This is a genomic window from Sediminicola arcticus, from assembly GCF_040566695.1.
Classification (GTDB): Bacteria; Bacteroidota; Bacteroidia; order Flavobacteriales; family Flavobacteriaceae; genus Sediminicola; species Sediminicola arcticus.
On sequence record NZ_JBEXAE010000001.1, the window covers coordinates 806586 to 833256 of the forward strand.

Below are 26671 nucleotides of genomic sequence, written 5' to 3' on the forward strand. Positions count from 1 at the left end.
AAAAGTAGAAAGGTTTTATTGAAGGTAAGATGCTTTAAGAATTTTCAAATCTTCTAGTAGTTTGTCTATTTCCTCCTTTTTGGTGCCATCGTAAAATCCTCTTATTCTGCGTTCTTTATCTACAAGAATAAAATTTTCGGTATGTATCATGTCATAGGGCCCTCCATCTCCATCTGTTTTGACCGCCAAGTAGGATTTTCTGGCCAGGTCATAAATTTCTTTTTTGTCGCCTGTCACCAAATTCCATTTGGAGTCTTTCACCCCTTTTTCTAAGGCATACTTTTTTAATTGTGACACGGAATCAATTTCAGGGGTTACCGAGTGGGATAGTAAAAGTACTTCTGGATCATCTACTACCTTTTCTTGGATTTCCGCCATATTCTTAGTCATAATTGGACAAATAGAAGGGCAAGTGGTAAAGAAAAAATCGGCAATATAAATTTTGTCCTTGTAGTTTTTCTGGGTAACGGTTTCGCCATTTTGGTTGGTCAATGAAAAGTTGGCAATGGTGTGGTATTTTTTCACGTGCTGCAAGGTACTGTCTACCAATTCAAAATTCACCATAGAAGGTTGGTATATGGGAAGGTTCACTTGGGGTTGTAGGGCATTGTAAAATAAATATACAATGATGGCAGAAAGCCCCATCATCACCATAAAAAAAAGCTTGTACTTAGCGAAAAAGGAACGCATAATTTTTACTCCAAAGATACGGTAGTTCAAAAAATCATTCAAGTATTTGAAACTTCTTTCCTCCTAAATCTTTCTTAAAATAAAAAATGCTCAAAATTGTTTCTTTTTTAAGAGCCCCTAAAAGTGTATTTTTGGACGTTTTAATTTTAGATACTACTAGATGAGTCCAATATTGGTTCAAACCATACAGTTTTTTTTAAGTCTTTCCTTGTTGATTGTCCTTCACGAAATGGGGCACTTTATACCAGCAAAATTATTCAAGACCAGGGTAGAAAAATTCTATCTCTTTTTTGACGTAAAGTTTGCGCTTTTTAAAAAGAAAATTGGAGGAACCGAGTACGGCATCGGTTGGCTTCCGTTAGGAGGATATGTGAAGATATCCGGAATGATAGATGAGAGCATGGATACCGAGGCCATGAAAGAAGAGCCCAAACCGTGGGAGTTTCGAAGTAAACCAACTTGGCAACGTTTGATCATAATGTTGGGTGGGGTTACGGTTAACTTTGTATTGGCTGTAGTTATTTATATAGGCATGGCCTATTCCTATGGGGACCAATATATTCCACTAGATAGCTTAGAAGGCGGCATTTTGGTGACTGAAAAGTCAATTGGAGACGAATTAGGCGTTCAGACCGGGGATAAAATACTTGCCGTGGATGGAGATAAGGTTGATAATTTTGGCGCATTATTCCTAGAAATTGTCAATGGAAATACTATTACGATAGAAAGGGACGGTAGAGTATTTGAACAGGCCATCCCCGTAGATTTTATTGCCACCCTTATAGAAGATGAGGATAAGGCAAGATTTATTAGTTTTCGCTTACCATTTATTATAAAAGAGGTGTCTAAAGACTCGCCTAATAAAGGGGTGGATCTAAAAGAAGGAGATGAGATTGTTGCCATTGGCAGTGACAAAGTTGCTTATTTTGATCAGGCAGTGCCCTTATTGGAAAAATATGCAGGACAGAATATTCCGCTTAAAGTTAAACGCAGGGATGGTTTTCTTAAAACGGTAAATGTAAAGGTATCCGATGATGCTAAGTTGGGGGTGGCCGTAGGAGCCTTGACCATGAAGGATTATGCAGACATGGGTGTGTTTAGGATTAACACTCAAAAATATACCTTTTTGGAAGCTATACCTGCAGGAATAGATAGAGGGGTAACCACCCTTACTGGATATGTAAAGCAATTGAAAAAAATATTCAACCCTGAAACCGGAGCCTATAAAGGCGTTGGCGGTTTTGCCGCTATTGGCAGTATGTTTCCGGATACGTGGAACTGGGAAATTTTTTGGGGGACAACAGCCCTGATTTCTATTATTTTGGCGTTTATGAATATCTTACCCATCCCAGCATTGGATGGTGGTCACGTGATGTTCTTGCTCTATGAAATGATATCAGGAAGAAAGCCAAGCGATAAGTTTTTGGAGTATGCGCAGATGGCTGGTTTCTTCGTATTGATTGCCTTATTATTGTTCGCCAATGGCAACGACGTTTATAAATGGCTATTTAAATAAAAAAACACTATTTTTTTGTTTGGTACATTTGAAAAAACATATATATTTGCACCCGCCTAAGCAGTAGTTTAGGTTTGAAACTCCTCCTTAGCTCAGTTGGTTAGAGCATCTGACTGTTAATCAGAGGGTCCTTGGTTCGAGCCCAAGAGGGGGAGCTAGTGATAGCAAGGCTTCAGAGAGTTTTCACTCCTGAAGCCTTTTTTATTTGCACATAATTTGCACATGGGCATATTCTTTTTCTTTTTAAAATTTAATATGGGTTCATTTGAATAAATTTAGAATCTAATGATTACTATTTAAGTATTTACTAGTTCCAATTTGATTTTCTGTATGTTATATAATTAGTTTTATTAAGTTTTTTTTTAATTTTTAATATACAGCAATAATAAGTTCAATTATACTAATTACAATCTGCTATTTAAAGCACTTATTTTCGAATTTCTCCAGTTTTAATTGTTGATAACCATTTTTTCTTCCATTTAACCCTCTATTGGCGAATATTAAGAATACTTTCATTTGGTATCAAATGAAACCTAATTAAATTAAAAAGCATTTTAATTGATTTTTTTTAATTTTAATTTATATAACAACTTGTTAATCAATTATTTGTGAACAACTTGTTGTCCTATTTTATTTTTTCAGTCCTTGCGTTTACTACTTTTATCCTATTACTCCCATAAGGGAAAGCAAAAGCGCTTTTGTTCATTTTATAACCTTAAAATACAATTTAAGATGGACACTATTTTAATACTAGATCGCCTAAATCGTTTAGAAAAATTATTAGTAGGTCAAAAGGAAGTTATGACCTTTGATGAAGCCTGTGACTATACAGGAATTTCAAGAAGTTACCTTTACAAACTTACTGCTAAGGGTAAAATTCCACACTCCAAACCAAACGGTAAACTTCTCTTTTTTGAGAAAACGAAACTCGTGAACTGGTTACTTCAAAACAAGGTATCACCACAGCCCCTTTAATTCATAGTATTTATTTTCTACAAGACTTTTATAAAGCCTTTAAGCAGTTATCATTAACGACACCTTAACTAAGGTGGCAATCTTTTTTATCATGAAAAAGCAAACACCCTATATTCGGGTAGGCACCAGCTATTACAAACTGGTGCGCATCCCCACCATCGCTGGAAACTTTAACGACATCATCGTACCATGGACGCTGGAGGCGATACGCCAGGACCATGGGAAAAGCCTGATCGGGACGATCAAGAAGTACGATGGCTTTACCTGTATCCCGAGCCATACCGATTTCAGGCAGGAGTACCATGGCTTCTATAATACCTATGCACCCTTGCCCCATCGACCGGAGGAAGGCCCCTTTCCCTATACCCTTCGTCTATTAGGACATATCTTCGGCCAGCAATTGGACCTGGGCTTTGATTATCTGCAACTTTTGTATACAAGACCTGTGCAGGTACTGCCCATCCTATGCCTGGTTTCCAAGGAGCGCTCCACGGGCAAGACCACCTTTTTGAAATGGCTGAAATCGATGTTCGACAACAACATGACCTACTTGACCAACGATAGCTTCAGCAGTCAGTTCAATGCGGACTGGGCGAACAAGCTTCTCATCTGCATAGAAGAGGTACTGTTCAACAAGGAGGAACTCACGGAACGTATAAAATATTTGAGCACCACCAATTTCAACAAGATGGAGGCCAAGGGTAAGGACAAACGGGAGGTCGAGTTCTTCGGGAAGTTTGTCCTGTGCAGCAACAACGAGGACAATTTTATCAAGATAGACGACCACGAGACCCGTTTCTGGGTGTTGAAGGTTCCACACCTTGAAAAGGAGGAGACAGGGTTCCTTGACGAGCTTGAAAAGGAGATACCCGCGTTCCTGTACCATTTTAGGCAAAGGGAGCTGAGCAGTCCCAACACAACCCGCATGTGGTTCTCCCCTGAACAGATAAGGACGGATGCTCTGGCGAACTTGGTGCGCAACAACAGGAACCGGGTGGAGAAGGAACTGGCGAGCATCGTTCTCAGTGCCATGGAGTCCCTGGAGCTGGAAACGGTGGACCTATGTCCGCTCGATGCGCTGCAATGGTTGGACCGCACCCGCATCAGGACCGACCTGACCCAATTGAGACAGATCCTTAAAAAGGATTGGAAGCTGGTCAACCATAAAAACTCCATGTTCTACAGGAAGCTGATGATATGGCAGGATGGGGGCATGGGGCTGACGGATGCCAAAGGGAGGTACTACTCTATACATAGGGATTTTCTAACGGAAAATTTTGGTGAGGAACAATAAAACGATGAGATGATGACAAAACGATGACATGGAAATCATAGTATACATGGGGCCTACGGACGGTTTGGTCATCGTTTTAAAAAAAGATGTGCCGATGAAAGAAAAAAAACTCCCATAAAGTATATATTTTTTGATGAAACGATGAGAGATAGGATTAAGGCCAATAAATAAAGGGTGTGGGGCGGTCATCGTTTTGTCATCGTTTTGTCATCAAAAAATAACGATGATAGAATTTGACGTAAAATGTTACGATATGAACGAAAAAAGAACACCAAGGTTATCGTGTGAAAGAGCCCGAGCTTTTCCCATCGAAAAAGCGCTGGCAAAACTAGGGCACTTTCCGATCAGGACGAACGATAAAGAAGCTTGGTTCCTGAGCCCTTTTCGCTCAGAAACCCAAGCCTCTTTCATGGTGTCCAAGAGACTTAATAGATGGTACGACCATGGAGAAGGAATCGGCGGTAATGTAATAGACCTGGTATGTAAAATGAGCCAAGGCACTGTAAAAGAAGCTTTAAGAATAATCGGAGATGATAATAGCTCTTTTTTATTTCAACAGCAGCCTTGTTTTGAAGTGGAACAACAGGATAAAATCTTTGTAAAAGAAGTCAAGGAACTTACCCATTATGCTTTGCGAGGTTATTTAAATTCTAGATACATTTTGTTTATAACGGCCAAGAAATTTATTAGGGAGGTCCATTATAGTTTTAAGAATAAAAACTACTTCGCCATCGGTTTTAAAAACGATTCCGGCGGGTGGGAACTTCGTAATAAATATTATAAGAATTGCAGTTCGCCGAAGGATATTACCCACATCAAAAAAGGAAATAAAAAACTTATCGTTACCGAAGGGGTGTTCGACTTACTATCCCTTCTTAGCTGTAATGAAATTTTGGAAGAAGATTGTGATTTTTTAGTCTTGAACTCAACTGCCTTCGTTTCAAAAGCTACGAAAATCATACAGGATTATTTAACTATAAATCTCTATCTGGACAACGATTCAAATGGAAAAAGGACAACCCAAAAATTGATAAAACATTCCAATAACTGCCTGGACAAATCAAGTCTATACCAGGGGTTCAAGGACATGAACGAATGGTTGATTGGAAATGCTAGAAAGGGACTTGGTCAGAAAGCGCGAGATGTGTCTTTGTTGCCACAAAAACAAACTCGCTTTACTCCCGATGGTTGCAAAGTAAAAAAGAAATGAAACGTACGTACATCAAATTCCGGTGCTCCATTTACGAGAAAAAACTTCTCAGGAAAAGGGCGGAACGGGCAGGACTTTCCCTCTCCGAATATTGCCGCAGCTCCGCTTTTGGCAATACCATCATCGAACGTTTGACCGAGGAACAATTGGCCCATTATAAAATGCTGGTGAAGTACAAGGGGAACTTTACTCGAATCGGCAATATGTTCAAGAAGCACAACCCAAGACTGGCCAGCGAGGTGGAGCAATTGGCGGAGGAAATACGTACACACCTTTATAATTTCAAGAGAACAAAATAATGATAGGCAAGGGAACATCCATATCACATACGGGTACAAGTATCCATTACGGTTGGAACCAGGAGAAGGATGCGGAAATCGTATTCAGCCAACATCTGGCTGGTAATAATCCCCTAGAGATCACCAAGGAGTTCAAACTGATACAAGAAGAAAATATCCGCTGCCAAAAGAATACCCTAAGCTTTATACTCAGTCCGACACAGGAAGATGGTAAGAACCTTTCCAAGGAACAATTAGGGGAACTGACCCATAGGTTCGTCAAGCAAATGCAGCTTAAGGAAAATCAGGCTATCGGCTTTGTCCATAGGGACAAGGCACATATTCATGTGCATTTGTATGTCAACCGGATCGGTTTCGATGGAAAGGCCTATAACGATAGTTTTATTGGCAAGCGAAGCCAACTCGCAGCCGAAAATGTTGCCAAGGAAATGGGATTGACTACGGTCAAGGAAGTACAAATGGAAAAGCAACTGGATTCTCTAAAAGTTCGCCTTGAAATTAAGCACATCCATCAAAGAGTGATGGAGAGCGATAGGCCAAGAACATTGGACTCCTACCTCAAGGCAATGAAAGAAAGGAATGTGGACGTCATCCCAACTATCAATCGCGCCAATAAATTACAGGGATTCAGGTTCCAATATGAAGGCCATAACTTCAAGGCCAGTGAGGTAGACCGCTCCATGTCCGGAGGAAGGATCATGGCACAACTTTCCCAAAATATAGGCATTGCAAAACCAATAAAGGTGGACAAGTCAGTCCAGCTACTAGGGAAAACTTTGGAGTTGAGTACTAATCTTGCAACTAGCATCGCCAAGAACATCATTAAAAAAACGATCAAAAGGGCCATCGATACCGGAATAGGATATTAAAAACAGTAAGCTATGGGATATAAGAAATTGGACGAGGTAATGGAACTTCTAAACGACGAGTTGGACGGTTTTAACCAATCCATCGGTAGACTGGAACGGTTGACCCAAAATACGGACAATATCAAAGTAATACCTGATACTTCGGAAATTGAAAAATCGCTTAGAGAACATCTAAACTACGAGAAAGTCAAAAATTCAGAGCTTCGGCAGTCCGTTGAAGATATTGGAAGTCAGATTTCAAAGGCAAGATTGATTTCAAAAACACAACTATGGTTTCAGTATTGGATTTGGTTCGTTTCTTTAGTCATCATAGGCTATCTGACCTTTAAAGTTTCACAAATAGATGATGTTCGGGAACGTGCATTCAATAAAGGTGAGCAAGAAGTAATCTCAGACCTGAGAGAATATTTTGACCAATATCCACAGCACTACAAATCCTACCAAAAATGGGTAAAGGAAAAAGATAGCGTTCCAAATCAAAAGTAGTGTGCGCCCTATGGAATTTTTGCTTGACGCTTATCTTCCGGAATGCTACAAAAATTCCACAGGATCCATGCGCAAAGTTTTGAGGTAAGATTTGGGGTTTGAATAAAACTTTATTTGGAGAAAATTAGACCATAAAAAAGCGGTTTTAAATAATATAAAACCGCTTTAAAATTTCAATATTTAATGGAATCTCTACTCTACATATATTTTATAACTCTCCTTATAACCATCAATATTTATTTCCACAATATACATTCCAGCTTTTAAATCGAAGGTTTCAAAAGTTGTTGTGGAACTGATTATCTTGACATTCTTTAATTCCGTACCGTTTGTATCATAAATTATTGCCCTGATATCTGAGTTAGTATCAATTTCTTGATTTATAAGTTCTACGGTAAAGTAATCGGTCGCAGGATTAGGATAGATTTTTATGCCGGCATCCGGATTGGCGGTTCTAGGAATACCGCCACCCCCACCGCCATGGGTTACACTCAATCTACTTGCGCCACTTATCCCACAAGCATTTACGGCCATAACCTGTACTTGCCCTTGATTACCTCCCAAACCTGTAAATACTTGTATGGAACTAGAAGAGCTATAATTCGTGCGCTTTTGCCAATTTTGTCCTGAATAATCAAAATTGGTATACGTATCATAAGGGTAGGGCAGATACCAAATATAGGATGTGGCACCTGGGACGTTGGCAATACTATAATTTACTAGTGCACCAGTTGCAACGGAAGCTGGTCCAGAAATGGCTCCGGGTACATTAACAATACCTAACTGAAGGTCTATGGATTTTGTAACTGTTTGATTGCACGAATTGGTAATTGTGGCGGTTAGGGTAATGGAACCGCTCCCTGTTTTAGTTACTGTCGTTGAAGTACCAGAAGTGGTACTTAATGTTGCTTTTGATGGGTTTGATACCGTCCATGAGGTTACCGATTGACCTGCAAGCAAACCGCTCATAGTATATGTTGAACTGGAACATACTGCACTGCTACCTGATATTGTCGCACTACTTGCAAATGCGCTACGTACTACCGTAGATGTTTTGGTCGGTTGTGCTACACCGTTTAAGTAAGGGGTCACTGTAACGTTTCCAGGCAGTGTCGTGGAAGAAGTAGGGGTGAGTGTAACAGAACTCATCGATGTATTCACAGTGCCAGACCAACCAGGGTAGGTCCATTGATAGCTTAATATACCCGGAGAATTGTATTGATTGGTTACGGTGAATGTTTTTGCCGCTGCGGACCCACAATCTAACGTGGTACTAATTGGTGATAGATTAAAAACAGGTTGTTGAGTTTTAGTAATAGTGTAATTACAAGTTGTTTGGTATTCATTGCCTGAATTCGTTTTAAACACGGCAAACAGAGTACCTCCTGTTGTATTAAAATCTACTGCTGGGATTGTGATATCAAAGCTAGAAGAGTAATTAGTGTTGAAACTTACAGGTTGAACAATCACATTACTTCTTTCGACCCTGACCCCTGAAGAGCCCACCGTGTAGATATATAAATTACTAATTCCAACGGTTTGGGTAGATTGTTTAGTCAAGCTTGTAGTAAACTGTATTCTTACTGTCGAATTAATATCGAAATCGATATTGCCGCAATTACTAATTGGTGTTCCGCTTATATAGTTCATGTTAGATATAGTTACCCCAACTTGACCCAACATAGTTGTACACAGCATCAGATAAATGGATGTAATTGAAACTTTAATAATTCTTTTCATAATTATTAATTTATTTGATTAAATGGATTTGAAAACCTAAACCGATTTGCAAATTGTTATATGAAGAGCTTTCCAAGCCATCGGGTGTTAGTTTTCCAGCATTATATTCTAGCGTTATCTCTAAGGCTACACTGCTATTGAAAAATATTGCAGGACCTGTCTTAAACCCATAGCCATGAGACTTTGATTTATTATTGCCAGATTGAGATTGAGATGCTCCAAAGATGTAATTTGCCTGCAAAAAAATATTTACGCGCTTATCTTCCTCTAAAAAATAGTACCTAGTAAATGGACCGATTCCATATGAGAAGCTATTTTCAAAGTCTTTTGGCATTGAACTTCCAAGGTTGACAGTACTACCTGCAGCAAATCTATTTGCAAGGAAATAACCTATATTAGGAGAAATATTAATACCAAAACCTTTATTGATATTTTCTATACCATTATTTGAAGATTTATTTTCATAGGATGAAAAATTCCCAGTACCCCCAACCAACCAATTACCTTTTGTTATTTGACTGTTAACCGCAGCCGTAGAAATTAGCGCAGAAATAAAAAATATGTTCATTATCTTCATATCTAGATAGTATTAGATTTTAAAAATTTAAAGTGTTAAGTCGTTTTTAGATTGCTACAATATTTTAAAGCCACGGCCATATCATTTAAATAAACAAGCTATTTGCTAAGTCTTAAAATAGAGACCGTATATCAATGTAATTTAACTATAGAACACCTTTTGGAAATTTTAAGAAGTGGAGTAATTGTATAGGGACATTTCTTTAAAATATTCTGAAGGGTGTGGAAAAATCTGTATTCGGAGTAATTTTTAATCATAGGAAACCATTTTTTGATGGTTATCTAGTTGCCACGGCTTTTCCCAAAAGCGGGCTTCATTTTTTAAAAAATAGTCCTTCCTACATACCTAGCAATTTTTATTTAAATGTAGGATAAAGAATGATAGAAATAGCAAAACTTAAAAAAATGTTTTATACCTTTAAATAACGGATATAGAATGTTTTGAATATAAAAATTGTTTGTGAATAAATTAAAATATAAGAATTTTCTTCAAAATTAAAGCGAAATTATTAAATCCTTTTAGTAAGGTTTAAAGCCAGTTCTCAAGAGGAATTGGAAAAACTAGATGCCCCAAAATTTTAACATTACTTATCGATTAATTTTGACAGATAGATTTGCGATGTGTAATTTGCTGTAATCTATTTTTAGATTAAATTTTTTTTCGTTAGCAGAAATTACTGATGATAAACTAACAATATTATTAAGGTGTTTTTGATATTTCATTGGTTGAAAATCAAATGTAGAATCCATATATTTAATTCAAATTGAATATTTTTATCGTGGAAATAAAATCACTTAAAAAGTTCACAATTCGTCAACATTTTAAACATTAATAATATCTAACCTATAATAAAAAATGGGCATATCAAAAAGATTTTACTTCTAGCCTTAGACATTTATAAAGTCCTAGCTTAAAATCCTCAAGTAGTAAAACTAATAATTGTACAAATCAAAAATATTTTTAAAATCTATAAATCAACCAAATTTTTATTATAACCGTCCAATATATCATTAGGTAAAGATTTTAAATAAATTTGGGTAGTAGATAAATTACTGTGACCAAGCATAGAGGAAATAGCCAGTAATGGGATATTCTTGAACAAGGCGTGAGTAGCGAAGCTATGTCTTGACACATAAGAGGTCAACCTTTCTTCAATGGAGCATAACTCAGCTATCTTTTTAAGACCCTTGTTATAATTTTTGAGACCCCATTGTGCATCTTTGTATTGAAGTTCTAAAGAATCTCTTTTAAGTATAGGCAAGATGAAGTCGTTCAGCTTCTTTTTGGGAAGATAAAATTTTAAAATTTCAGAGGCTTGTTCAGTAATTTTAATGTCATACATTTTAGAGGTTTTTTTGCGGTGAAACTTTATTCTCCCGTCCACAAAGTTGCTCTTTTTGAGAAATGCCATATCTATATATGACATCCCCATAGTCATGTATGACAAAAGGAAATAATTACGATAATGGAATAAAGAGTGTTCATTGATTAAATCAAGTTCCAGAATCTTTTTAATATGCTCTACCTTTATAGCTCTCTTTTCTGTAGGATTGGTTTTGATTTGATACTTGTAAAAAGGATAGTTTTCCCTTTCAATAATATCCTCTTTAATTCCCTTGTTATAAATTGCTTTAATGGTTCGCATATAAGAAGCAAGTCCATTTTGACTATTACCAGGTTTAGCTAAGTGAAACTGTTCGAAGCGTTGTAAAAAATCATGGTTCAGTTCGTTGAAATTGAGATTTTTATTTCTTGTAAATGTTTTGAGAATACTTATTACTCCTTCATAGTTTCTTGCAGTACCAAATCGCTGTGCCTCTCTAAGTTCATTAGCTTTATGAAGTCCATATTCAAAAAAGGACTCATATTTTGATTTCCGAACAATTTTGTTTTTTAATTGTTTGACCGACAAAAAATCAAGCTCACCTTTAAAATGTAAGCGATTTATGATTTCTTGTGCTTTGGCCAATTCTGAGAGTAATAGATTATTTAAGAATTGAACCGATTTTACACCTTTGAAGGATCTGCGAACTTGCTTTTTCTTATCATCCCAATATATCTCTTGAACGGATTGACCGGTAGAAATAGAAGTTGTTTTTTGGAAATGACCAAGCCGGATAATTATTGGATATGAATTATCTTTTCTTACTCTTCTGGTATCTAAACTTAAGCTTAAACTCGTCTGCATATTTTAAAGATAATTAAAATTTTGCACATAATTTGCACATAAATTTATAATATCAAATGAATATAAAGGAAACTATATTTTATTAAATAATTGAAAATCAATATTATATGAATTTATTTGTATGGGGATGGTTCCTAAATCCGACCGCTGTTAATCAGAGGGTCCTTGGTTCGAGCCCAAGAGGGGGAGCAAAATAAGTCCGTGAGTCTTTGATTTACGGGCTTTTTTGATTTATATACTTTCTGTTTATCCCACATTTTTTAGAATATATTCCTTTTTATCCTTTTCCATTAAATAGGGAAGTATTAAAAATAGTACGTTTATGTCAATAATATATGAGAATACGAACGATAATGTTAGCACCCCAAGAGGGGAGCGAAAAAATACATATAAAAAAACGACTAAATTTTAAGCAATAGAATTGTTAGGAGACCTACCTCGGGTTTAGGATAAAGATTCAAGAAATTTAGAATAGATAAACGGTCTCGTTACCCACACCTTGACTACCAGACATCGAGGTAGTTCATTCATTCGATCTCCTATCCAAACATGTTCATTTCTTGGCCTTAATTTTCATAGCCAAGATGATGTAAACCAATCAGGGCGGGACATAACGAAAAAACAATTTTGTTTCCTCTACCAGAATATAATTAAATCAGTTTTAATCCCGATCTTCAATATAAAAAATGCAGAGTAAAACGTATCTAAGAGCGGAGCTGTTACTGCTTTTTGTTTTGATTCCCTTAAGCTTTTTTTGGAATTATTATATATGGCTCAAGGTAGGGCTAGGTGTTGTAGGATTTGTCTATGTACTTATTTTGATGAAAAAAGCAGCGATATTCAATTTAAAATTGCCGAATAGGGAAAGTTTAATTCCTTTTTTTAAAGAAATAGCACTGAAATTAATAGGAATTGCTATCATCACTAGCTTTTATGTCTCTTATGTATCTCCTGATAAGTTGTTTGATGTACTACTTCAAAAACCATTATTGTGGTTGGTGATTTTATTTGGGTATTCACTTCTCTCTGTATGGCCGCAAGAGGTATTGTATAGAACCTTCTTTTTTAACCGATATGAAGCGTTAGTAGTTAACAAATGGGGCCTGATTTTCTTGAATGCACTAGTATTTTCCTTTGCACATCTTTTCCTAAAAAATATACTGGTACTTGCGCTTACTTTTGTCGGAGGGCTTCTTTTTGCATACACCTATTACACCAAAAGATCAACGCTTTTGGTCTCCATAGAACATGCCATCTATGGTAACTGGTTATTTACTGTAGGGATGGGAGAAATACTTGCATTCCCAGCTTAAAAAAGCCGCACGCTTTTGGAGTGCTGCAGATTGTCTGATTTGGTTAATCAATAGAATTTTCCAGAAAATCTGCCTTGAGGTAGTTCATTTTATTAGACGAGCCTTTTAATGGAGTAAGCCCAATTATTCGGGATTACATAATTGATTACATTAAAAATATGAAGATGTCTAAAGGATATATAATAACAGACCACGACTATGAAAACGTACTAAATTTAGCGGATAGCATTGTTTACTTGCAGGATGGATATTTAAAAAAAATCCATGAGAAAAGCGAATTAGTTGAATTAGGCTATCTGACAAAAACTACTTACAACTCCATTTATAATTAATTGCTAGTTCTAAGCTAATAACGAACAATGTATTCAAGGGTACATATAAATAGAGTTTTTCCGTCAAAATAAATCGATAGAAACTCTTTTGATTTATACCATTAATTCGAAATATTGGATGTGTTCCCAATTCGCAGGAGTAAATAAACTAGTTTTTTTAAGACACTTAAGATTATTATGTTTTTTTAAACATTAAATTCCATAGCCTCTTTAAAATTTAATTCTGCGAAATAACGATGCTTTTCTAATAAAAAAGAAGATTTAAAACCTACCTCGATAAGAGGTAGGCTCTATAAAATACTTGCTATTTAATAAAATTGACTACTCCTGTATCCATGTCATATACTGCTCCTTGAATGTCAATTTCCCCCTTGTCCACCATTTCCAAAAGTAGCGGACTTTCCTTGGCAATCTTTTCCATAGCGATGCGGACATTATTTTCGCTTATTTCGTGCACCAATAACCTATTTTGTGAACTTCTGGGACCCTCAGCAACTGTTGATATATTGATCGCTGGTTTTATATTTTCGAGCATTTGTGTGATATGCCCCAACTTAGCCCCGTCAATAGCTGCATGTATGGCTTCACAATTTTCATGGCCCAAAATAAGGATCAATTTTGCTCCCGCTATTTTAGTTGCATATTCCATACTTCCCAAAATATCGTCATTGACAAAATTTCCAGCTATCCTTGCAACAAAAATATCGCCAATACCCTTATCGAATACATCTTCTACCGGAACTCGACTGTCTATACATGACAATACGAAGGCCTTAGGGTATTGTGCCTCTGCACTTTGTCGTACTTGCTCCGAATGATCTCTCGCTGTTAGTTGGCTTCGGACGAATCTGTCGTTCCCGGCTTTCAAACTTTTAAGCACATGACCTGGGGATAGCTCTTCCTGTTCCTCCTTTGTTAAAACCGTTTCTACAAGAATTTGGCTTTTATCGATTTCAATGGTTCCTGTTTTGGATTGTTGAGCGCTAGCGGTAATAGACATGCTTAATAGGGCCGTTAATGTGATAAAATATTTATTCATAATTATTGTTTTTAATTCTGGTGCAAATTTAGAATACATCAATATATTTGAAAGTATCACTAATCATAAATAATAGTTAAACATTTAATATATAATAGTAATACTATTATTTTTGTCTGAAAACTAATTTAAATCTTATAATAAAGTCATAGTCATGAAAAAAAAGAGGGTCATATTATTTCCGGAGAATGAAACCATTAGTTTAGAAAAGGAGCATAAGTGCCAAAATGAATTACTGGAAATCCAGCCTGGCAAAATCTATAGAATTGGTCAACCATCTAACAGGTACTTTGAATATATACATCCAGTTATAGAACCACGTCAAATGAGTGTAAAAGAATTTGATGATTTTAAGCAAATAGAGGGTATGGTCATCACCGTTATAAGCATCCTCAGTATGGCGGACGGAAATAGGATAGCCATATTACGGAATTATGACAATACACCTTTTATAGGTGCAATTGAACAGATTTTTGCGAATGTTGATATGAGCATTACCAGTGGAGAAATCATGGCTACAAAAACAATATAAAACTTGTAATTGGCTATAGTTTGAAAGTAGCACATAAACTTACAGTTTACCTTTTAACAACTGCTGAAACAATATTGGGTAACTTTTTTTCTGAACATAAAGATGTCAAATATAATTGTAGTTGCCATTGAAAAATAATTGTAAACTACTAATTTTTAATAAAAAAGTAAATTATAAAGTACAATGAAAAAACAATTCTCTGAATTTTCCCAGATAGGTATTGGGATTTTATTGGCCAGCCTTGGACTTAAAATGTTTTTGCTACCGAATGGTTTCTTAGATGGAGGGGTTACTGGAATAGCTATTCTTTTAAGCGAATTGTACAACCTGAATATCTCCATTATTCTTGTGGCTGTGAGCTTTCCGTTTCTAATTATGTCCTGGTTCACCCTATCAAGGAGGATAACTATAAAATCCATTTTTGCAATACTATTACTGGCGATAATGGTGCATTTTGAAAATTTTACCTCCGTAACGGATGACAAGCTCTTAATATCGATATTTGGAGGGCTTCTTCTAGGTGCGGGAATCGGTCTTTCCATAAAGAACGGTGCAGTTCTGGATGGCTCGGAGATCCTAGGGATTTTTGTAAACAAGAAGTTTGGTTTTAGTATTGGTAAGGTGGTGCTATTCTTCAACCTTATTCTATTTAGTATAACCGCAATCGCTATTTCAATTGAAACCGCCATGTATTCTACCTTGACCTTTCTTGTTACGGCAAAAATCATTGATTTGATTATCGAAGGTTTCGAGGATTATGTAGGTCTTATGATCGTATCCGATAAATCGGAAATAATAGAAAAAGAACTTGTAAGGGTAATAAAAACCGGAACAACTCTTTATAGAGGCTCCAAGGGTTTTGGAAAACGAGGAGCTAGAAACGAGAGTGATATTATCCATACGGTCATAAACAGGATAGATATCCGTAGGACTTACAATTTAATAGACGGGATTGACAAGAATTCATTTATCATAGAATTTGATGTAAACAATATCAAAGGAGGAATAATTAAAGAATATTGGAACAAAGAGAATATGAAGGGTTTGCTGCCTAGTTGGGAATAGAATTATTACAGTACATGTTTTTCTTAATGTCAGACACAAACCAACTACAACTATTCAAAAAATGTAACCAGTATTTTTTCTAATTATAACTTTTTTATTTGTGCCTAGCTCAAGAAATTTCATTAAAACAGTTCCTTATATCATCTAGGAATCAGGTTTAATTTCAATGTACATTGTTTTTTAATTTTTTAGATTCCACTTTATCATATTCAATCTATTATAATTTGTAACTTAAATGTATGAATTTGATCTATCAAAATAGAGAACCCAAAGTAGGGGTTGGGGTGGTGATTGTTAACGAAAGTGGACGAATTTTGGTCGGGAAACGTAGGGGAGGCCATGCGCCCTATTATTCCATTCCAGGAGGGCATTTGGAACTCGGGGAGTCTTTTGAGTCCGCCGCTATTAGGGAAGTAAAGGAAGAAACTGATCTTAGCATAGAAAACCCTAAAGTGATAGCCGTTACCAATAATTTGGAAACCTTTTCTCTTGAAGGAATACATTATATCTCTATTATCCTCGTGGCCAATGCATATACTGGTATTCTTCATTTGATGGAGCCGGACAAATGTGTAGAGTGGTTATGGGTAGATCCTAATAACCTCCCAATACCACATTTTGACGCTAGTAGAGTGGGTGTCCATTGTTACTTGGAAGGGATTTTTTATCTACCTTTTTCTGAAAGGAAAAGTGAGAAAACCGATCCTGAGGAATAAAAAAGGGGCCTAATTAGAATTAGGCCCCTTTTAAAATTAACTTATATTTTAATTAGTCTATGCCTTGGCCCAAAATGTATGGGGCTCCAAGATTTTTGAGTTCATTTTCTAATTGCGGAATGGTACTATTTGCAATGGGTTTGATCTCCTCCATTAATTGGTTCACCATAGTTGAAGCGATCTCTAAATTTTCTTGGTGCATAGCAGTAGGACCATAGGTCGTAGACATGCCCCTTCTCGCCGTACCCAAATAAGAATTTACATTGGGTGGATTTCTTTCTCCTATGTCATCTTTGGACTTGTTTCCTTCTAACGTTTCTTCAAATTCAAAAAGCCGTTGCTTTGCATCGTACAATTTTTTGGTCATTGCCCCAGGCGCAACATTTGCTTTAGACAAGGCCAATTGCATAGCTTTTACCTTATCCATACTCTGATTCAACATATCGGAAATTATAGCGCTCTTGGTCTGTATGTCATTGTATGTGTTGGTATATGCCTGGTAATCCTCATAAGAAATCCCTTTAAGGGTGCTTTCCCTAAGGGGAACCACTTCAAAACTTTGGGGACCATCCAACAGGGTAACCACCCCATCAACTTCTTTGGACAAAGTGGCGGTATAGGTTCCCGGCATTGCCAATGGACCGGTATTCCATCTTCCACCAGATTCCTCTGTTTGTCCTGGTCTAATAGGACGGGTACTAGGATGTCTTAAATCCCATGCCACTCTATTGATTCCTTTTTTGGAAGTTCCCTCCACATTGCGAATGACATTTCCTGTCTGGTCTTTAATAGTCAACCAAATTATAGCATCTTCCTGTCTGCGCTCTTTTTCCAAGTTGTCCCAACCAGCAAAAGGAATATTGCCGTTTTTCTTTTCTAATTCTTTTTCGGCGTCTTTACGGGATTTTTCCATATCCATAAATTCATTGGCAAGATGATAGGTAAAAGCGGCCCCAAATTCCGGATTTTTCGCGAAGTAAAAATCAGCACCTGTGTTGCCTACCACGCTTTTTGGCACATACCAAAGAGCTTCGCGTGTAGGGAACAGGGTTCCTTCCTTCTTGGTGGTTTCTGTGGTGATTTCTCTTAATGCGCTATAGTCGTCTAAGACGTAGAAACCCCTACCAAAAGATGCTCCAACCAAATCATTATGGGTTTTTTGTATAGTGACATCCCTAAATGGGATATTAGGAGACCCTGGAAGTTTCTGCCAATTCTTACCGGCGTCCATAGAGGTATAAATACCTTTTTCTGTTGCTGCAAAAAGCAAATTCTTGTTTACATGATCTTGCACCATTCGCCATACTAAGGTATTTTCAGGAATGTTTCCTGTAATGGATTGCCAGGTGTCACCCTTATTGGTGCTTTTAAACAAATAGGAAGAGAAATCACCTTCTTTATGATTGTCTAAGGAAACATATACTGTGTTCTCATCATATAGGTCTGCCTTGATATCATTGACAAAAGATCTTGAAGGGATGCCAAGATTGGTCACGGGTATACGCTTCCAATTTTGTCCACCGTCAGAACTCACTTGAATAAAACCATCATCGGTACCAGCATAAATAAGGCCTTCTTTTAGTGGCGATTCGGCCAAAGAGGTAATGGTATTATAGTTAGACATAGCACCAACGTCCCATGGGTTGTCCCAACTCTGCTGTTTGCCCATTATAGGCAGCGTAATACGTTCTTCGTTTCTGGTAAGATCACCAGAGATGGGCGTCCAGCTATTTCCTCTATTCTCAGATTTCCAGACCCTATATGATGCAAAATATAATCTTGAGGCCTTGTGTGGACTAACTAATATGGGGGCATCCCAATTAAAGCGTTCAAATCCTTCACCAGCTCTTGGCTGTGGCTGTATAAAAACTTCCTCTCCAGAATTTAGATCAATTCTGTGCAAGCCACCCTGCTGGGTTTCGGCATAGATAATATTATTGTATTCTGGATCTGTTGCAGACTGGTGTCCGTCTGCGCCCAAGGTCTTGTACCAATGACCGTTGTGGATACCTTCTTCCTCATCTGTTCTAGAAGGTCCCCCTGCCGATCCGTTATCTTGTGTTCCTCCAAAAATATGATAAAACGGTTTTTGGTCATTGACTGCCACTTTATAGAATTGGGTTAGGGGTAAATTTTTGATATACCGCCACGTTTTGGCATTATCGAAACTTTCATAGATACCTGCATCCGTACCCACCAATAAATAATCAGGATCATCAGCTCTAAATGCTAGAGAGTGGTTATCAGAATGTTTGTCCTCTTCTTCCAGTTGTACAAAGGTCTTCCCTCCATCTCCCGATGTAAGAATACGAACGTTCATCAAATACAAACGGTCAAATTCATGTGGACTGGCATATAATTCCTGGTAATAGTGTGGGCCAGTTCCCCCGGAAACCGTATTCGACATTTTTTTCCAAGAGGCTCCGCGATCTTCAGATTTATAAACAGCCCCTTTTGTTCTATCCATTTCTACTGCCGCATATAAAATATCTGGCTGTTGAGGCGATATGGCAATTCCTATTTTTCCCAAATTAGATTTTGGAAGACCACTGCTCAATTTTTCCCAGGTTTCTCCGCCATCTTCGGATCGGTGTAGACCAGAATCGGGTCCGCCGCCCATATAAGCTGCTACAGTTCTATGGCGTTGCCATGTTGCAGCGTAGATCCTATCTGGATTTCTTGGATCTAAGATGATATCCGTTACTCCTGTCCAATCATTTCCTTTTAATACATTATTCCAGGTTTTTCCGCCATCTTTAGTTTTGTAAAGTCCGCGTTCTCCTCCTTTATTCCATAAGGGGCCTTGTGCAGCTACCCAAACAATATCGGGATTGGTTGGATGTACAATAATTTCAGAAATATGTTGGGAAGCTTTTAGGCCCATATTCTCCCAACTACTACCCCCATCTTTACTTCTGTAAACACCATCGCCGTAGCCTACATGGCGACCACCCACATTCTCACCTGTACCTACCCAGATGGTGGAGGGGTTATTAGGATCTATAGTTATACAGCCAGTGGAGTAGGAAGCTTCTTTATCAAATACGGGTGTCCATGTGGTGCCAGAATTTTCAGTTTTCCATACACCCCCAGAGCCAACAGCCACATACCATACATTTTGATCGTTAGGATGTACGGCAATATCAGCAATTCTTCCTGATAGGAATGCTGGTCCTACATTTCGTAATTTTAATCCATCTAAAGAAATTTCATCAGGATTGGTATTTTCTGTATTATTTTGTTTTTTTTGCCCATATACCGCTGTAAAAAAGCACAAAATTAAAAGGGTACTTAAATGTATTATTTTTTTCATAAATCGTCTTTTGAGGTTAAAAAATGATATGCTTGTGAATTTAATAAAAATTTTACATATCGAGTAATGATAAAATGGTTAACACCATTTTATATCAGTAGCACCTTCCTTAATTAGCCATATTCTATGTAATGGTTCAAAGCTTTATTCAGAAAAGGCTTACTCTTAATGAATAAGTAAGAATAACGAACCCATTGATATACGGCTAGTGAACGGTTTTGTTTTATATGAATAATAAGAATCAGAAACTGTCTCAAATATTCTTTTTATTATGCTCATTGTTCGAACTTTGTGTTTTTAAAAGCACTCATATTTGGTAAGTAAGAAAGAAAGGATAATGGCAATGGGTAAAACCGATTTGGGAAGGGCCATATTCTATATGCTCTTAAGTACTTTGGGGTTTACTTTTATGAATGTATTTGTGAAATATCTAGTACATTTTAATGCGTATGAATTGGTGTTTTTCAGGTCTTTGGGTTCTCTTTTTTTTACAATGGGCTTCCTTTTGCAACAGGGGATCCCAATGCTAGGTAATCAAAAAAAATTATTGGTATTAAGAGGGTTAGCAGGGGTTACTTCTATGACCCTTTTCTTTATGTCTTTAAAATACCTGCCCGTGGGAACCTCTGTCTCTATTAGATATATTGCACCCATATTTGCTGCCCTTTTCGCTGTTTTACTACTAAAGGAACGAATTAAAGCATGGCAATGGGTTTTCTTTTTGATGTCTTTTTTAGGGGTTATTGTCCTTAAAGGTTTTGATGGACAAGTTAGTTTTGTTGGGCTGTCATTAGCAATGGGAGCAGCAATTGCAAGTGGACTAGTTTTTATACTAATCAATAAAATTGGACAGGGAGATCATCCCGTGGTAGTGGTTAACTATTTTATGTTTATTGCTACACTGGTAGGTGGTGTTTTGGCCATTCCCTATTGGGTAACGCCCCGTGGACTGGAATGGCTCTTATTGCTTTCCTTAGGAGTGTTTGGTTTTTTTGGCCAGTTGTATATGACTAAGGCTTTTCAAGGAGCCAAGACAAATCTAGTAGCTCCCTTTAAATATATGGAAGTTTTGTTTACAGGAGCAATAGGCTTTTTTTGGTTCAACGAAGTATATGGGATGTGGAGTCTATTGGGGATTTTGTTGATTGTGGGCGGCTTGGTTCTTAACGTATGGTATAAAGCTAAACTGGAAGGACTAAGTTCTTAATAGATACAACTGGCCAAAAAAAACAGAGCTTCCCGAACTATAAAATCTAGGTCTTTTCAATGGTCACCACAACTGATTTGCTAATAGGAGTAAAGCTCTTGTTCGCATACTGGTTGTAGGGAACCAAAACATTTGTTTCGGGATAGTAAGAGGCAAGGTTTCCTTCAGGGATATTGTAAGGAATAATGAGGAATTTTAATGCTTTGCGCTCTTTTTGATCATAGGTGCTGATAAGGTTCACAACATCCAATTTATCTAACTTTAATCTCGCCATATCCCTTGGATTGATAAAAACAACGCGTCGCTCATTATGAACCCCTCTATAACGGTCATTAAGGCCATAAATAGTGGTGTTGAACTGGTCATGTGACCTAATGGTCATCAAGATAAATTCATCGGGTGACAGCTTGTGCTCGGGAAGGCCGCAAACGCTAAATTGTGCCCTGTTGTTGGGGAGTTTGCTAAAGTCCAGTTCCCGAACATTGTTGGGCAAGTAATACCCACTACCTTCAGATTTGTTGTTCACATCCTTAAACCCTCTGAGGACCATCCCCATCTTCTCACGAAGCAATTCGTAATCTGTACTTAAATTTTTCCAATCTACTGAATGGTTCCCCTTAAAATAGGCATCAGCTATACCTCCCACGATTTCAGGTTCACTTTTAAGATTGTCAGACGCTGGCGGTAGTATGCCTTTTGAACGGTGCACTTTTCCCATGCTGTTCTCAACAGTGAAGAACCTAGGTTTACCATCTTTAAGATCCATATCCGATCTTCCCAAGGTTGGTAATAATAGTGCAGTTTTTCCAGTGACCAAGTGGGTGCGGTTCAGTTTGGTGCTTATATTTACTGTAAGGGCGCAGTTTTGTAAAGCTTCCGCTGTGTATTCGGTATCGGATACTGCCGAAACAAAATTTCCTCCAAGACCTATAAAGACCTTCGCCTTGCCATCGTGCATGGCCTTAACGGCATGAACGGTATCCAAGCCTTCCTTAGTAGGTGCTTTAAAGCCGAATGTTTTTTCTATGGCGGTATTCAATTCTTCAGATACAAAATGCATGATCCCAACAGTTCGGTCACCCTGTACATTACTGTGACCCCTGACCGGACAGGTGCCTGCTCCAGGTTTTCCTAAACTACCTTTTAAAAGCAAAAGATTTACACACTCCTTAATGTTTTCAACACCGTTTTTATGCTGTGTAAGACCCATCGCCCAACAAATAATAATCTTCTTCTTTTCAGCCAAAAGAGCTACAGCTTCATTAATGTCGCTCTCAGAAACCCCAGTGAATTGAAGTAGTTCCGATTCTGAATAGTGTTCCAAATCTTTTAATAAGGCTTCATAGCCCTCGGTATAGGTCTTTATAAAGTCATGATCAAAAACGTTTCCATTCTTCTTGTCCAAAGCAGCCAATTTTTTAATAATCAGCTTCAGCAATGGGACATCTTGATTTATCTTTACTTGTAAATGAATATCTGTAATGGTTTCTCCATGGCCCAAAATACCTTTAATTTCTTGTGGATTTTTAAAACGTATCAAACCAGCCTCTTCAAGCGGATTAATGGCTATCACTTTCCCGCCATTTACCTTGCATTTTTCAAGGGCAGAAAGCATTCTTGGATGGTTTGTACCTGGATTTTGTCCAATGACCATGACCACGTCGGCCTCATAAAAATCTTCCAGTTTAACAGATCCTTTTCCTATTCCTAAGGTTTCCCCAAGAGCAACCCCACTAGATTCGTGGCACATATTGGAGCAATCAGGCATATTGTTGGTGCCGTAAGCGCGGGAAAAAAGGCCGTACAAAAATGCAGCCTCGTTACTAGACCTTCCAGAAGTATAAAAAATAGCCTCATCAGGAGAATCTAATTGCTGTAAATTCTTAGCTATAAGTTTAAAGGATTCTTTCCAAGAAATAGGTTCGTAATGTACGCTCCCAGGTTTAAGTAACATGGGTTCCGTAAGGCGACCACTTTTACCGATATGGTAGTCGGACCAAAGGGAGAGTTCTTCCACAGAATGTTCAGCGAAGAAAGAACTGTCCACTCTTTTTGTTGTAGCCTCTTCAGATAAGGCTTTTGCCCCATTCTCACAGTATTCCCCTAGCTTGGACGGCTTTTCTGGATCTGGCCATGCGCAACCCGGACAATCAAACCCATCTTTTTGGTTCATATGGGACAGCGTGCTCAATGCCCTAAATATTCCCATTTCTTTAAATGTATGTTCTAAGGCAACCTTTACAGCGGTTGGGCCTGCTGCAAAGGATGCTGGTTCGGATAATTTTATACCAGTAAATTCTGTAGAACCTTGGCTGGAAACATTTCTTTTACCGTTATTTTTCATATGGGATTTTGAATGAGGCATAAAGTTGAATTGAGCTCTATGCAAGTTATAATTTTAGCTCAAGTTTTTGAAGGAAGGTTTTGAGATTTAACTTATTTTATGATTTTGATGATACGTCTGGTCCCTTCTTTATGTATAGTTTTGTTTGGAATATGCAAAAGTTAACTTTAAGGTAGAGAAATAGATGGACTTAAAAGAAATCATAAAAAACAGACGGTCTGTAATGCCTGTTCAATACAATACCAAACCAATTTCCAAGGAGCAGATTAACCAGTTATTGGAGGCAGCTAATTGGGCCCCCACCCACAAAAAAACAGAGCCTTGGCGGTTTAAGGTGTTGCATGGAGTATCCCAAGAAAAATTAGGATCTTTTTTAGCAGAAAAATACAAGGAGACCGAAGTTAAATTTTCTGCATTTAAATATAATAAACTTCAGGAAAATCCTAAAAAAGCTGGGGCAATAATAGCTATTTGTATGCAACGGGATCCCAAAGAAAGTATCCCAGAGTGGGAGGAGGTTGCTGCAGTGGCCATGGCTGTTCAAAATATGTGGTTAACAGCTACGGATATGGGGTTAGGATCCTATTGGAGCTCACCGGGTTTAATAAAATTTATGAATGAGTTTTTTGAATTGGAATCAGGGGAAACTTGTTTGGGATTTTTTTATTTAGGTAATTTTGATGTCTCAACTGACGAGCGTGTGCCTGGACCTATTTCAAATAAAACAGTATGGATGTAATTTTTTTAAAATAATATAAAAGTATTACTAAATTCGCAGAGTTAAAAATAACGTATAGTTCCACGTATTGCACAAACGGCTAGCCCCATAGTTATCGGGAATCATTACTGACAAATAAAAGATCTGAACGAATTAGGTAATAAACATGGCTTTTGTATATATCATTAGATCAATAAAAGACGATAGTTTTTTTATAGGTAAAACATTTGATTTGGAACAGCGTTTATTGTATCACAATACTGTAGAGCTTAATGAAGGTGCTAGTAAGTATGGCGTCCCATGGAAATATTTTCTCACCTTGGAAGTCAAAAGTTATTTTTTGGCAGGGAAATTAGAAAAGCATCTAAAGGAGATGCAGAGTACGGAATACTGCATGAATTTGATAAAATATCCTGAAATAAGTCAAAAACTTATCGAAAAGTATTCCTAAAATTGCAGCTCCAAAACAGCCTAATAGTTCAACGGATAGTCCCGATAGCTATCGGGAAGAGTTTCCTCCGGTACTTCATTTTAGTCAATAAATTTAAATGAGAGATGCCCTTTGTTTATATCATAAAGTCAATTAGAACTGAAGGTTTTTATATTGGGAAGACCTATGATTTGGAACAACGCTTACGATACCATAATTCTCTAGAACTTAATACAGGGGTAAGTAAATTGGGTATCCCTTGGGAATTCTTGTTCATTTTGGAGGTGTCCACCTATGCTTTGGCAGGAAAATTGGAAATGTACACAAAGCGCATGAAAAGCAGGGAGTATTGCATAAGTTTGACAAAATATCCTGAAATAAGTCAAAAACTTATCGAAAAGTATTCCTAAATTTGCAGCTCTAAAACAGCCTCATAGTTCAACGGATAGAATAAGAGTTTCCTAAACTTTAGATCCAAGTTCGATTCTTGGTGAGGCTACTTTTTAACATGAAAATTGATTCAATATAGTATATAATATATTGATTATCAGTATTTTAAATTTTTTTGGTTTCAATTGATATCATTTGAAACCATCTATTAGAGTTCACAGATCGTCAACATTTTTTTCAAATGTTTTCGTATTTTGTAATTGTTTATTTTAAATCTGTTAAATAAACGATTTGTAGGTGATTTCACTTTCGTTCTTAATTAAGTTTACAATTTATTTACTGATTTTTGAATTTCATGAAGTAGGTTTTTACCGACCATATTAAGGATCTTTAGAATCGGAAATATCCTTATTATCTTTTTTCATTTGAATATATCGAGTTACCAAGCGTACCCCTAATCTTGCAAATAGGATAATGGCTATGACCATGACTATATCGAATCCGTTCATGAGTTTTCGTCTGTTTGTCCAATTGCATATCTCATATGCTTCAATGGTTTGTCACCCTCTGTCCTTTTTTACTAATTTTTCTAAAGAATGGAATCATTCGATTATTCAGTTTTTGAATGAAGGCTAACGGTATTGTGTATGGTAATTTGCGTGGTTAAGCACCTAATTTAGCAAATAAATCACAGATAGAATATTCCGCAGGAATGTTCGTATGTCGCCAGTGACCAAGTAATTAATTATACACGTCTTAAGTTTGATTCTCTTTAAATTGGTAGTATAATCATAAAGAACAAAAGAGAGAATTAAGGTTACTATATACGGTGAAGCTTTAGACTTCGACAACATTGATAATCCTCTCTCTTTTACTACTTACATCACGTTCAGTTCTGTGAGACTTTAGATCTCGTTTTCAAGTTGTTGTGAGCAGAAGTAGCTGGTTCTTTCATAAATCATTACTTATGAATAAATATAACGAAACTTTTGGAGTTGACATTAGTAAGGATGTCTTTGATGTACACGGTAGCAAAGAAGGTCATAATCAGTACAAGAATGATGAATCCGGGTTTAAGAAGCTCCTTCGAGAGTTGCCGGATAATTCATTGGTCGTTATGGAAGCTACCGGTTATTATCATTACAGACTAGCACCGTTTCTTTACAAAAATGGAGTAATTGTATCCGTTGTAAATCCTTTGTCAATCAAGCGTTTTATTCAAATGAAACTAGCCAAGGTAAAAACAGACAAGAGCGATGCGAAGGCTATTTGTGAGTATGCTTTAATCAATGAAGTTCCTCTTTATAATTCTTTGACAGATACCCAGAGTGAATGTTTACAGTTGTTCAGATTATTAGATACCTATTTAAAACAACGAACGGCCACCAAGAACAAGATGCACGGCGAAGAGGTGCTAGGGTTACCCTC

Annotated in this window: 24 protein-coding genes and 2 tRNA genes; 18 read left to right on the plus strand and 8 right to left on the minus strand. The window is 37.1% G+C overall.

Annotated features, from left to right (window positions below):
* Window positions 1-15: 15 nt before the first annotated feature.
* Window positions 16-690, minus strand: a complete 675-nt coding sequence (locus ABXZ36_RS03585; protein ID WP_354614101.1) for an SCO family protein — start codon at window positions 688-690, stop codon at window positions 16-18.
* Window positions 691-850: 160 nt separating this feature from the next.
* Between ABXZ36_RS03585 and rseP the strand changes: the two genes are divergently transcribed.
* The 8 genes from rseP to ABXZ36_RS03625 all read left to right on the plus strand — a co-directional run bounded on the left by rseP (window position 851) and on the right by ABXZ36_RS03625 (window position 7339).
* A complete protein-coding gene (gene rseP / locus ABXZ36_RS03590; RefSeq protein WP_354614102.1) occupies window positions 851-2206 on the plus strand; it encodes an RIP metalloprotease RseP in 1356 nt (451 codons plus the stop codon).
* A gap of 81 nt (window positions 2207-2287) precedes the next feature.
* Window positions 2288-2361, plus strand: a tRNA-Asn gene (locus ABXZ36_RS03595).
* 577 nt (window positions 2362-2938) lie between these two features.
* Window positions 2939-3181 (plus strand): helix-turn-helix domain-containing protein, encoded by a 243-nt coding sequence (locus tag ABXZ36_RS03600; protein ID WP_354614103.1) that lies wholly within the window; start codon window positions 2939-2941, stop codon window positions 3179-3181.
* A gap of 91 nt (window positions 3182-3272) precedes the next feature.
* On the plus strand, window positions 3273-4475 hold the full coding sequence (locus tag ABXZ36_RS03605; protein WP_354614104.1) for a primase-helicase family protein: 1203 nt from the start codon (window positions 3273-3275) through the stop codon (window positions 4473-4475).
* Between the two features lie 253 nt (window positions 4476-4728).
* Window positions 4729-5685 (plus strand): DUF8464 domain-containing protein, encoded by a 957-nt coding sequence (locus ABXZ36_RS03610; protein WP_354614105.1) that lies wholly within the window; start codon window positions 4729-4731, stop codon window positions 5683-5685.
* Entirely contained in the window at window positions 5682-5984 is a 303-nt protein-coding gene (gene mbpA / locus ABXZ36_RS03615; RefSeq protein ID WP_354614106.1) for a mobilization protein MbpA, read from the plus strand. Before ABXZ36_RS03610 ends, mbpA begins: the two co-directional genes overlap by 4 nt.
* Complete coding sequence (locus ABXZ36_RS03620) at window positions 5984-6853, plus strand: relaxase/mobilization nuclease domain-containing protein (RefSeq protein WP_354614107.1); 870 nt, start codon at window positions 5984-5986, stop codon at window positions 6851-6853. The genes mbpA and ABXZ36_RS03620 overlap by 1 nt, the downstream gene beginning before the upstream one ends.
* A gap of 12 nt (window positions 6854-6865) precedes the next feature.
* Entirely contained in the window at window positions 6866-7339 is a 474-nt protein-coding gene (locus tag ABXZ36_RS03625; protein WP_354614108.1) for a DUF6730 family protein, read from the plus strand.
* 192 nt (window positions 7340-7531) lie between these two features.
* Here the strand turns inward: ABXZ36_RS03625 and ABXZ36_RS03630 are convergent, their stop codons facing one another.
* The 3 genes from ABXZ36_RS03630 to ABXZ36_RS03640 all read right to left on the minus strand — a co-directional run bounded on the left by ABXZ36_RS03630 (window position 7532) and on the right by ABXZ36_RS03640 (window position 11844).
* Window positions 7532-9079, minus strand: a complete 1548-nt coding sequence (locus ABXZ36_RS03630; protein ID WP_354614109.1) for a T9SS type A sorting domain-containing protein — start codon at window positions 9077-9079, stop codon at window positions 7532-7534.
* A 10-nt stretch (window positions 9080-9089) separates the two neighbouring features.
* Window positions 9090-9656 (minus strand): porin family protein, encoded by a 567-nt coding sequence (locus tag ABXZ36_RS03635; protein ID WP_354614110.1) that lies wholly within the window; start codon window positions 9654-9656, stop codon window positions 9090-9092.
* A 967-nt stretch (window positions 9657-10623) separates the two neighbouring features.
* Window positions 10624-11844, minus strand: coding sequence for a phage integrase SAM-like domain-containing protein (locus ABXZ36_RS03640; protein ID WP_354614111.1), 1221 nt, complete (start codon window positions 11842-11844; stop codon window positions 10624-10626).
* 686 nt (window positions 11845-12530) lie between these two features.
* Between ABXZ36_RS03640 and ABXZ36_RS03645 the strand changes: the two genes are divergently transcribed.
* Window positions 12531-13157, plus strand: a complete 627-nt coding sequence (locus tag ABXZ36_RS03645) for a CPBP family intramembrane glutamic endopeptidase (RefSeq protein ID WP_354614113.1) — start codon at window positions 12531-12533, stop codon at window positions 13155-13157.
* A 636-nt stretch (window positions 13158-13793) separates the two neighbouring features.
* Here the strand turns inward: ABXZ36_RS03645 and ABXZ36_RS03650 are convergent.
* Entirely contained in the window at window positions 13794-14528 is a 735-nt protein-coding gene (locus ABXZ36_RS03650) for a carbonic anhydrase family protein (protein ID WP_354614114.1), read from the minus strand.
* Between the two features lie 154 nt (window positions 14529-14682).
* Between ABXZ36_RS03650 and ABXZ36_RS03655 the strand changes: the two genes are divergently transcribed.
* From ABXZ36_RS03655 to ABXZ36_RS03665, 3 genes are all read left to right on the plus strand, one after another.
* Complete coding sequence (locus tag ABXZ36_RS03655; protein ID WP_354614115.1) at window positions 14683-15060, plus strand: hypothetical protein; 378 nt, start codon at window positions 14683-14685, stop codon at window positions 15058-15060.
* Window positions 15061-15243: 183 nt separating this feature from the next.
* Window positions 15244-16125, plus strand: a complete 882-nt coding sequence (locus ABXZ36_RS03660; protein WP_354614116.1) for a YitT family protein — start codon at window positions 15244-15246, stop codon at window positions 16123-16125.
* Window positions 16126-16364: 239 nt separating this feature from the next.
* A complete protein-coding gene (locus ABXZ36_RS03665; protein WP_354614117.1) occupies window positions 16365-16841 on the plus strand; it encodes a nucleotide triphosphate diphosphatase NUDT15 in 477 nt (158 codons plus the stop codon).
* 52 nt (window positions 16842-16893) lie between these two features.
* On the opposite strand, the gene ABXZ36_RS03670 is transcribed toward ABXZ36_RS03665, so the two are convergent.
* The gene (locus ABXZ36_RS03670; protein WP_354614118.1) at window positions 16894-20154 is read right to left on the minus strand and encodes a VPS10 domain-containing protein; all 3261 of its coding nucleotides are present in this window, start codon (window positions 20152-20154) and stop codon (window positions 16894-16896) included.
* 313 nt (window positions 20155-20467) lie between these two features.
* Between ABXZ36_RS03670 and ABXZ36_RS03675 the strand changes: the two genes are divergently transcribed.
* On the plus strand, window positions 20468-21361 hold the full coding sequence (locus tag ABXZ36_RS03675) for a DMT family transporter (RefSeq protein WP_354614119.1): 894 nt from the start codon (window positions 20468-20470) through the stop codon (window positions 21359-21361).
* A gap of 46 nt (window positions 21362-21407) precedes the next feature.
* Here the strand turns inward: ABXZ36_RS03675 and ABXZ36_RS03680 are convergent, their stop codons facing one another.
* Window positions 21408-23705: an FdhF/YdeP family oxidoreductase gene (locus ABXZ36_RS03680; protein WP_354614120.1), complete on the minus strand. Its 2298-nt coding sequence runs from the start codon at window positions 23703-23705 to the stop codon at window positions 21408-21410.
* A gap of 184 nt (window positions 23706-23889) precedes the next feature.
* Between ABXZ36_RS03680 and ABXZ36_RS03685 the strand changes: the two genes are divergently transcribed.
* The 4 genes from ABXZ36_RS03685 to ABXZ36_RS03700 all read left to right on the plus strand — a co-directional run bounded on the left by ABXZ36_RS03685 (window position 23890) and on the right by ABXZ36_RS03700 (window position 25352).
* The gene (locus tag ABXZ36_RS03685) at window positions 23890-24444 is read left to right on the plus strand and encodes a nitroreductase family protein (protein ID WP_354614121.1); all 555 of its coding nucleotides are present in this window, start codon (window positions 23890-23892) and stop codon (window positions 24442-24444) included.
* Between the two features lie 145 nt (window positions 24445-24589).
* A complete protein-coding gene (locus ABXZ36_RS03690; RefSeq protein WP_354614122.1) occupies window positions 24590-24874 on the plus strand; it encodes a GIY-YIG nuclease family protein in 285 nt (94 codons plus the stop codon).
* 104 nt (window positions 24875-24978) lie between these two features.
* Window positions 24979-25263 carry a GIY-YIG nuclease family protein gene (locus ABXZ36_RS03695; RefSeq protein ID WP_354614124.1) on the plus strand — a complete coding sequence of 95 codons (285 nt, stop codon included), beginning with the start codon at window positions 24979-24981 and terminating at the stop codon, window positions 25261-25263.
* A gap of 17 nt (window positions 25264-25280) precedes the next feature.
* Window positions 25281-25352 (plus strand) — tRNA-Arg (locus ABXZ36_RS03700).
* 271 nt (window positions 25353-25623) lie between these two features.
* On the opposite strand, the gene ABXZ36_RS03705 is transcribed toward ABXZ36_RS03700, so the two are convergent.
* On the minus strand, window positions 25624-25752 hold the full coding sequence (locus ABXZ36_RS03705) for a hypothetical protein (RefSeq protein WP_354614125.1): 129 nt from the start codon (window positions 25750-25752) through the stop codon (window positions 25624-25626).
* A 458-nt stretch (window positions 25753-26210) separates the two neighbouring features.
* On the opposite strand from ABXZ36_RS03705, the gene ABXZ36_RS03710 reads away from it, so the two are divergent.
* Window positions 26211-26671 (plus strand): IS110 family transposase (locus ABXZ36_RS03710; RefSeq protein WP_354614126.1); only part of this gene is annotated, 461 nt, incomplete at its 3' end.

What these genes read in the sequence shown, in the direction of transcription:
- ABXZ36_RS03585 (WP_354614101.1), bottom strand. Translation starts at nt 690, where the DNA reads ATGCGTTCCTTTTTCGCTAAGTACAAGCTTTTTTTTATGGTGATGATG.
- rseP (WP_354614102.1), top strand. Translation starts at nt 851, where the DNA reads ATGAGTCCAATATTGGTTCAAACCATACAGTTTTTTTTAAGTCTTTCC.
- ABXZ36_RS03600 (WP_354614103.1), top strand. Translation starts at nt 2,939, where the DNA reads ATGGACACTATTTTAATACTAGATCGCCTAAATCGTTTAGAAAAATTA.
- ABXZ36_RS03605 (WP_354614104.1), top strand. Translation starts at nt 3,273, where the DNA reads ATGAAAAAGCAAACACCCTATATTCGGGTAGGCACCAGCTATTACAAA.
- ABXZ36_RS03610 (WP_354614105.1), top strand. Translation starts at nt 4,729, where the DNA reads ATGAACGAAAAAAGAACACCAAGGTTATCGTGTGAAAGAGCCCGAGCT.
- mbpA (WP_354614106.1), top strand. Translation starts at nt 5,682, where the DNA reads ATGAAACGTACGTACATCAAATTCCGGTGCTCCATTTACGAGAAAAAA.
- ABXZ36_RS03620 (WP_354614107.1), top strand. Translation starts at nt 5,984, where the DNA reads ATGATAGGCAAGGGAACATCCATATCACATACGGGTACAAGTATCCAT.
- ABXZ36_RS03625 (WP_354614108.1), top strand. Translation starts at nt 6,866, where the DNA reads ATGGGATATAAGAAATTGGACGAGGTAATGGAACTTCTAAACGACGAG.
- ABXZ36_RS03630 (WP_354614109.1), bottom strand. Translation starts at nt 9,079, where the DNA reads ATGAAAAGAATTATTAAAGTTTCAATTACATCCATTTATCTGATGCTG.
- ABXZ36_RS03635 (WP_354614110.1), bottom strand. Translation starts at nt 9,656, where the DNA reads ATGAAGATAATGAACATATTTTTTATTTCTGCGCTAATTTCTACGGCT.
- ABXZ36_RS03640 (WP_354614111.1), bottom strand. Translation starts at nt 11,844, where the DNA reads ATGCAGACGAGTTTAAGCTTAAGTTTAGATACCAGAAGAGTAAGAAAA.
- ABXZ36_RS03645 (WP_354614113.1), top strand. Translation starts at nt 12,531, where the DNA reads ATGCAGAGTAAAACGTATCTAAGAGCGGAGCTGTTACTGCTTTTTGTT.
- ABXZ36_RS03650 (WP_354614114.1), bottom strand. Translation starts at nt 14,528, where the DNA reads ATGAATAAATATTTTATCACATTAACGGCCCTATTAAGCATGTCTATT.
- ABXZ36_RS03655 (WP_354614115.1), top strand. Translation starts at nt 14,683, where the DNA reads ATGAAAAAAAAGAGGGTCATATTATTTCCGGAGAATGAAACCATTAGT.
- ABXZ36_RS03660 (WP_354614116.1), top strand. Translation starts at nt 15,244, where the DNA reads ATGAAAAAACAATTCTCTGAATTTTCCCAGATAGGTATTGGGATTTTA.
- ABXZ36_RS03665 (WP_354614117.1), top strand. Translation starts at nt 16,365, where the DNA reads ATGAATTTGATCTATCAAAATAGAGAACCCAAAGTAGGGGTTGGGGTG.
- ABXZ36_RS03670 (WP_354614118.1), bottom strand. Translation starts at nt 20,154, where the DNA reads ATGAAAAAAATAATACATTTAAGTACCCTTTTAATTTTGTGCTTTTTT.
- ABXZ36_RS03680 (WP_354614120.1), bottom strand. Translation starts at nt 23,705, where the DNA reads ATGAAAAATAACGGTAAAAGAAATGTTTCCAGCCAAGGTTCTACAGAA.
- ABXZ36_RS03685 (WP_354614121.1), top strand. Translation starts at nt 23,890, where the DNA reads ATGGACTTAAAAGAAATCATAAAAAACAGACGGTCTGTAATGCCTGTT.
- ABXZ36_RS03690 (WP_354614122.1), top strand. Translation starts at nt 24,590, where the DNA reads ATGGCTTTTGTATATATCATTAGATCAATAAAAGACGATAGTTTTTTT.
- ABXZ36_RS03695 (WP_354614124.1), top strand. Translation starts at nt 24,979, where the DNA reads ATGCCCTTTGTTTATATCATAAAGTCAATTAGAACTGAAGGTTTTTAT.
- ABXZ36_RS03705 (WP_354614125.1), bottom strand. Translation starts at nt 25,752, where the DNA reads ATGAACGGATTCGATATAGTCATGGTCATAGCCATTATCCTATTTGCA.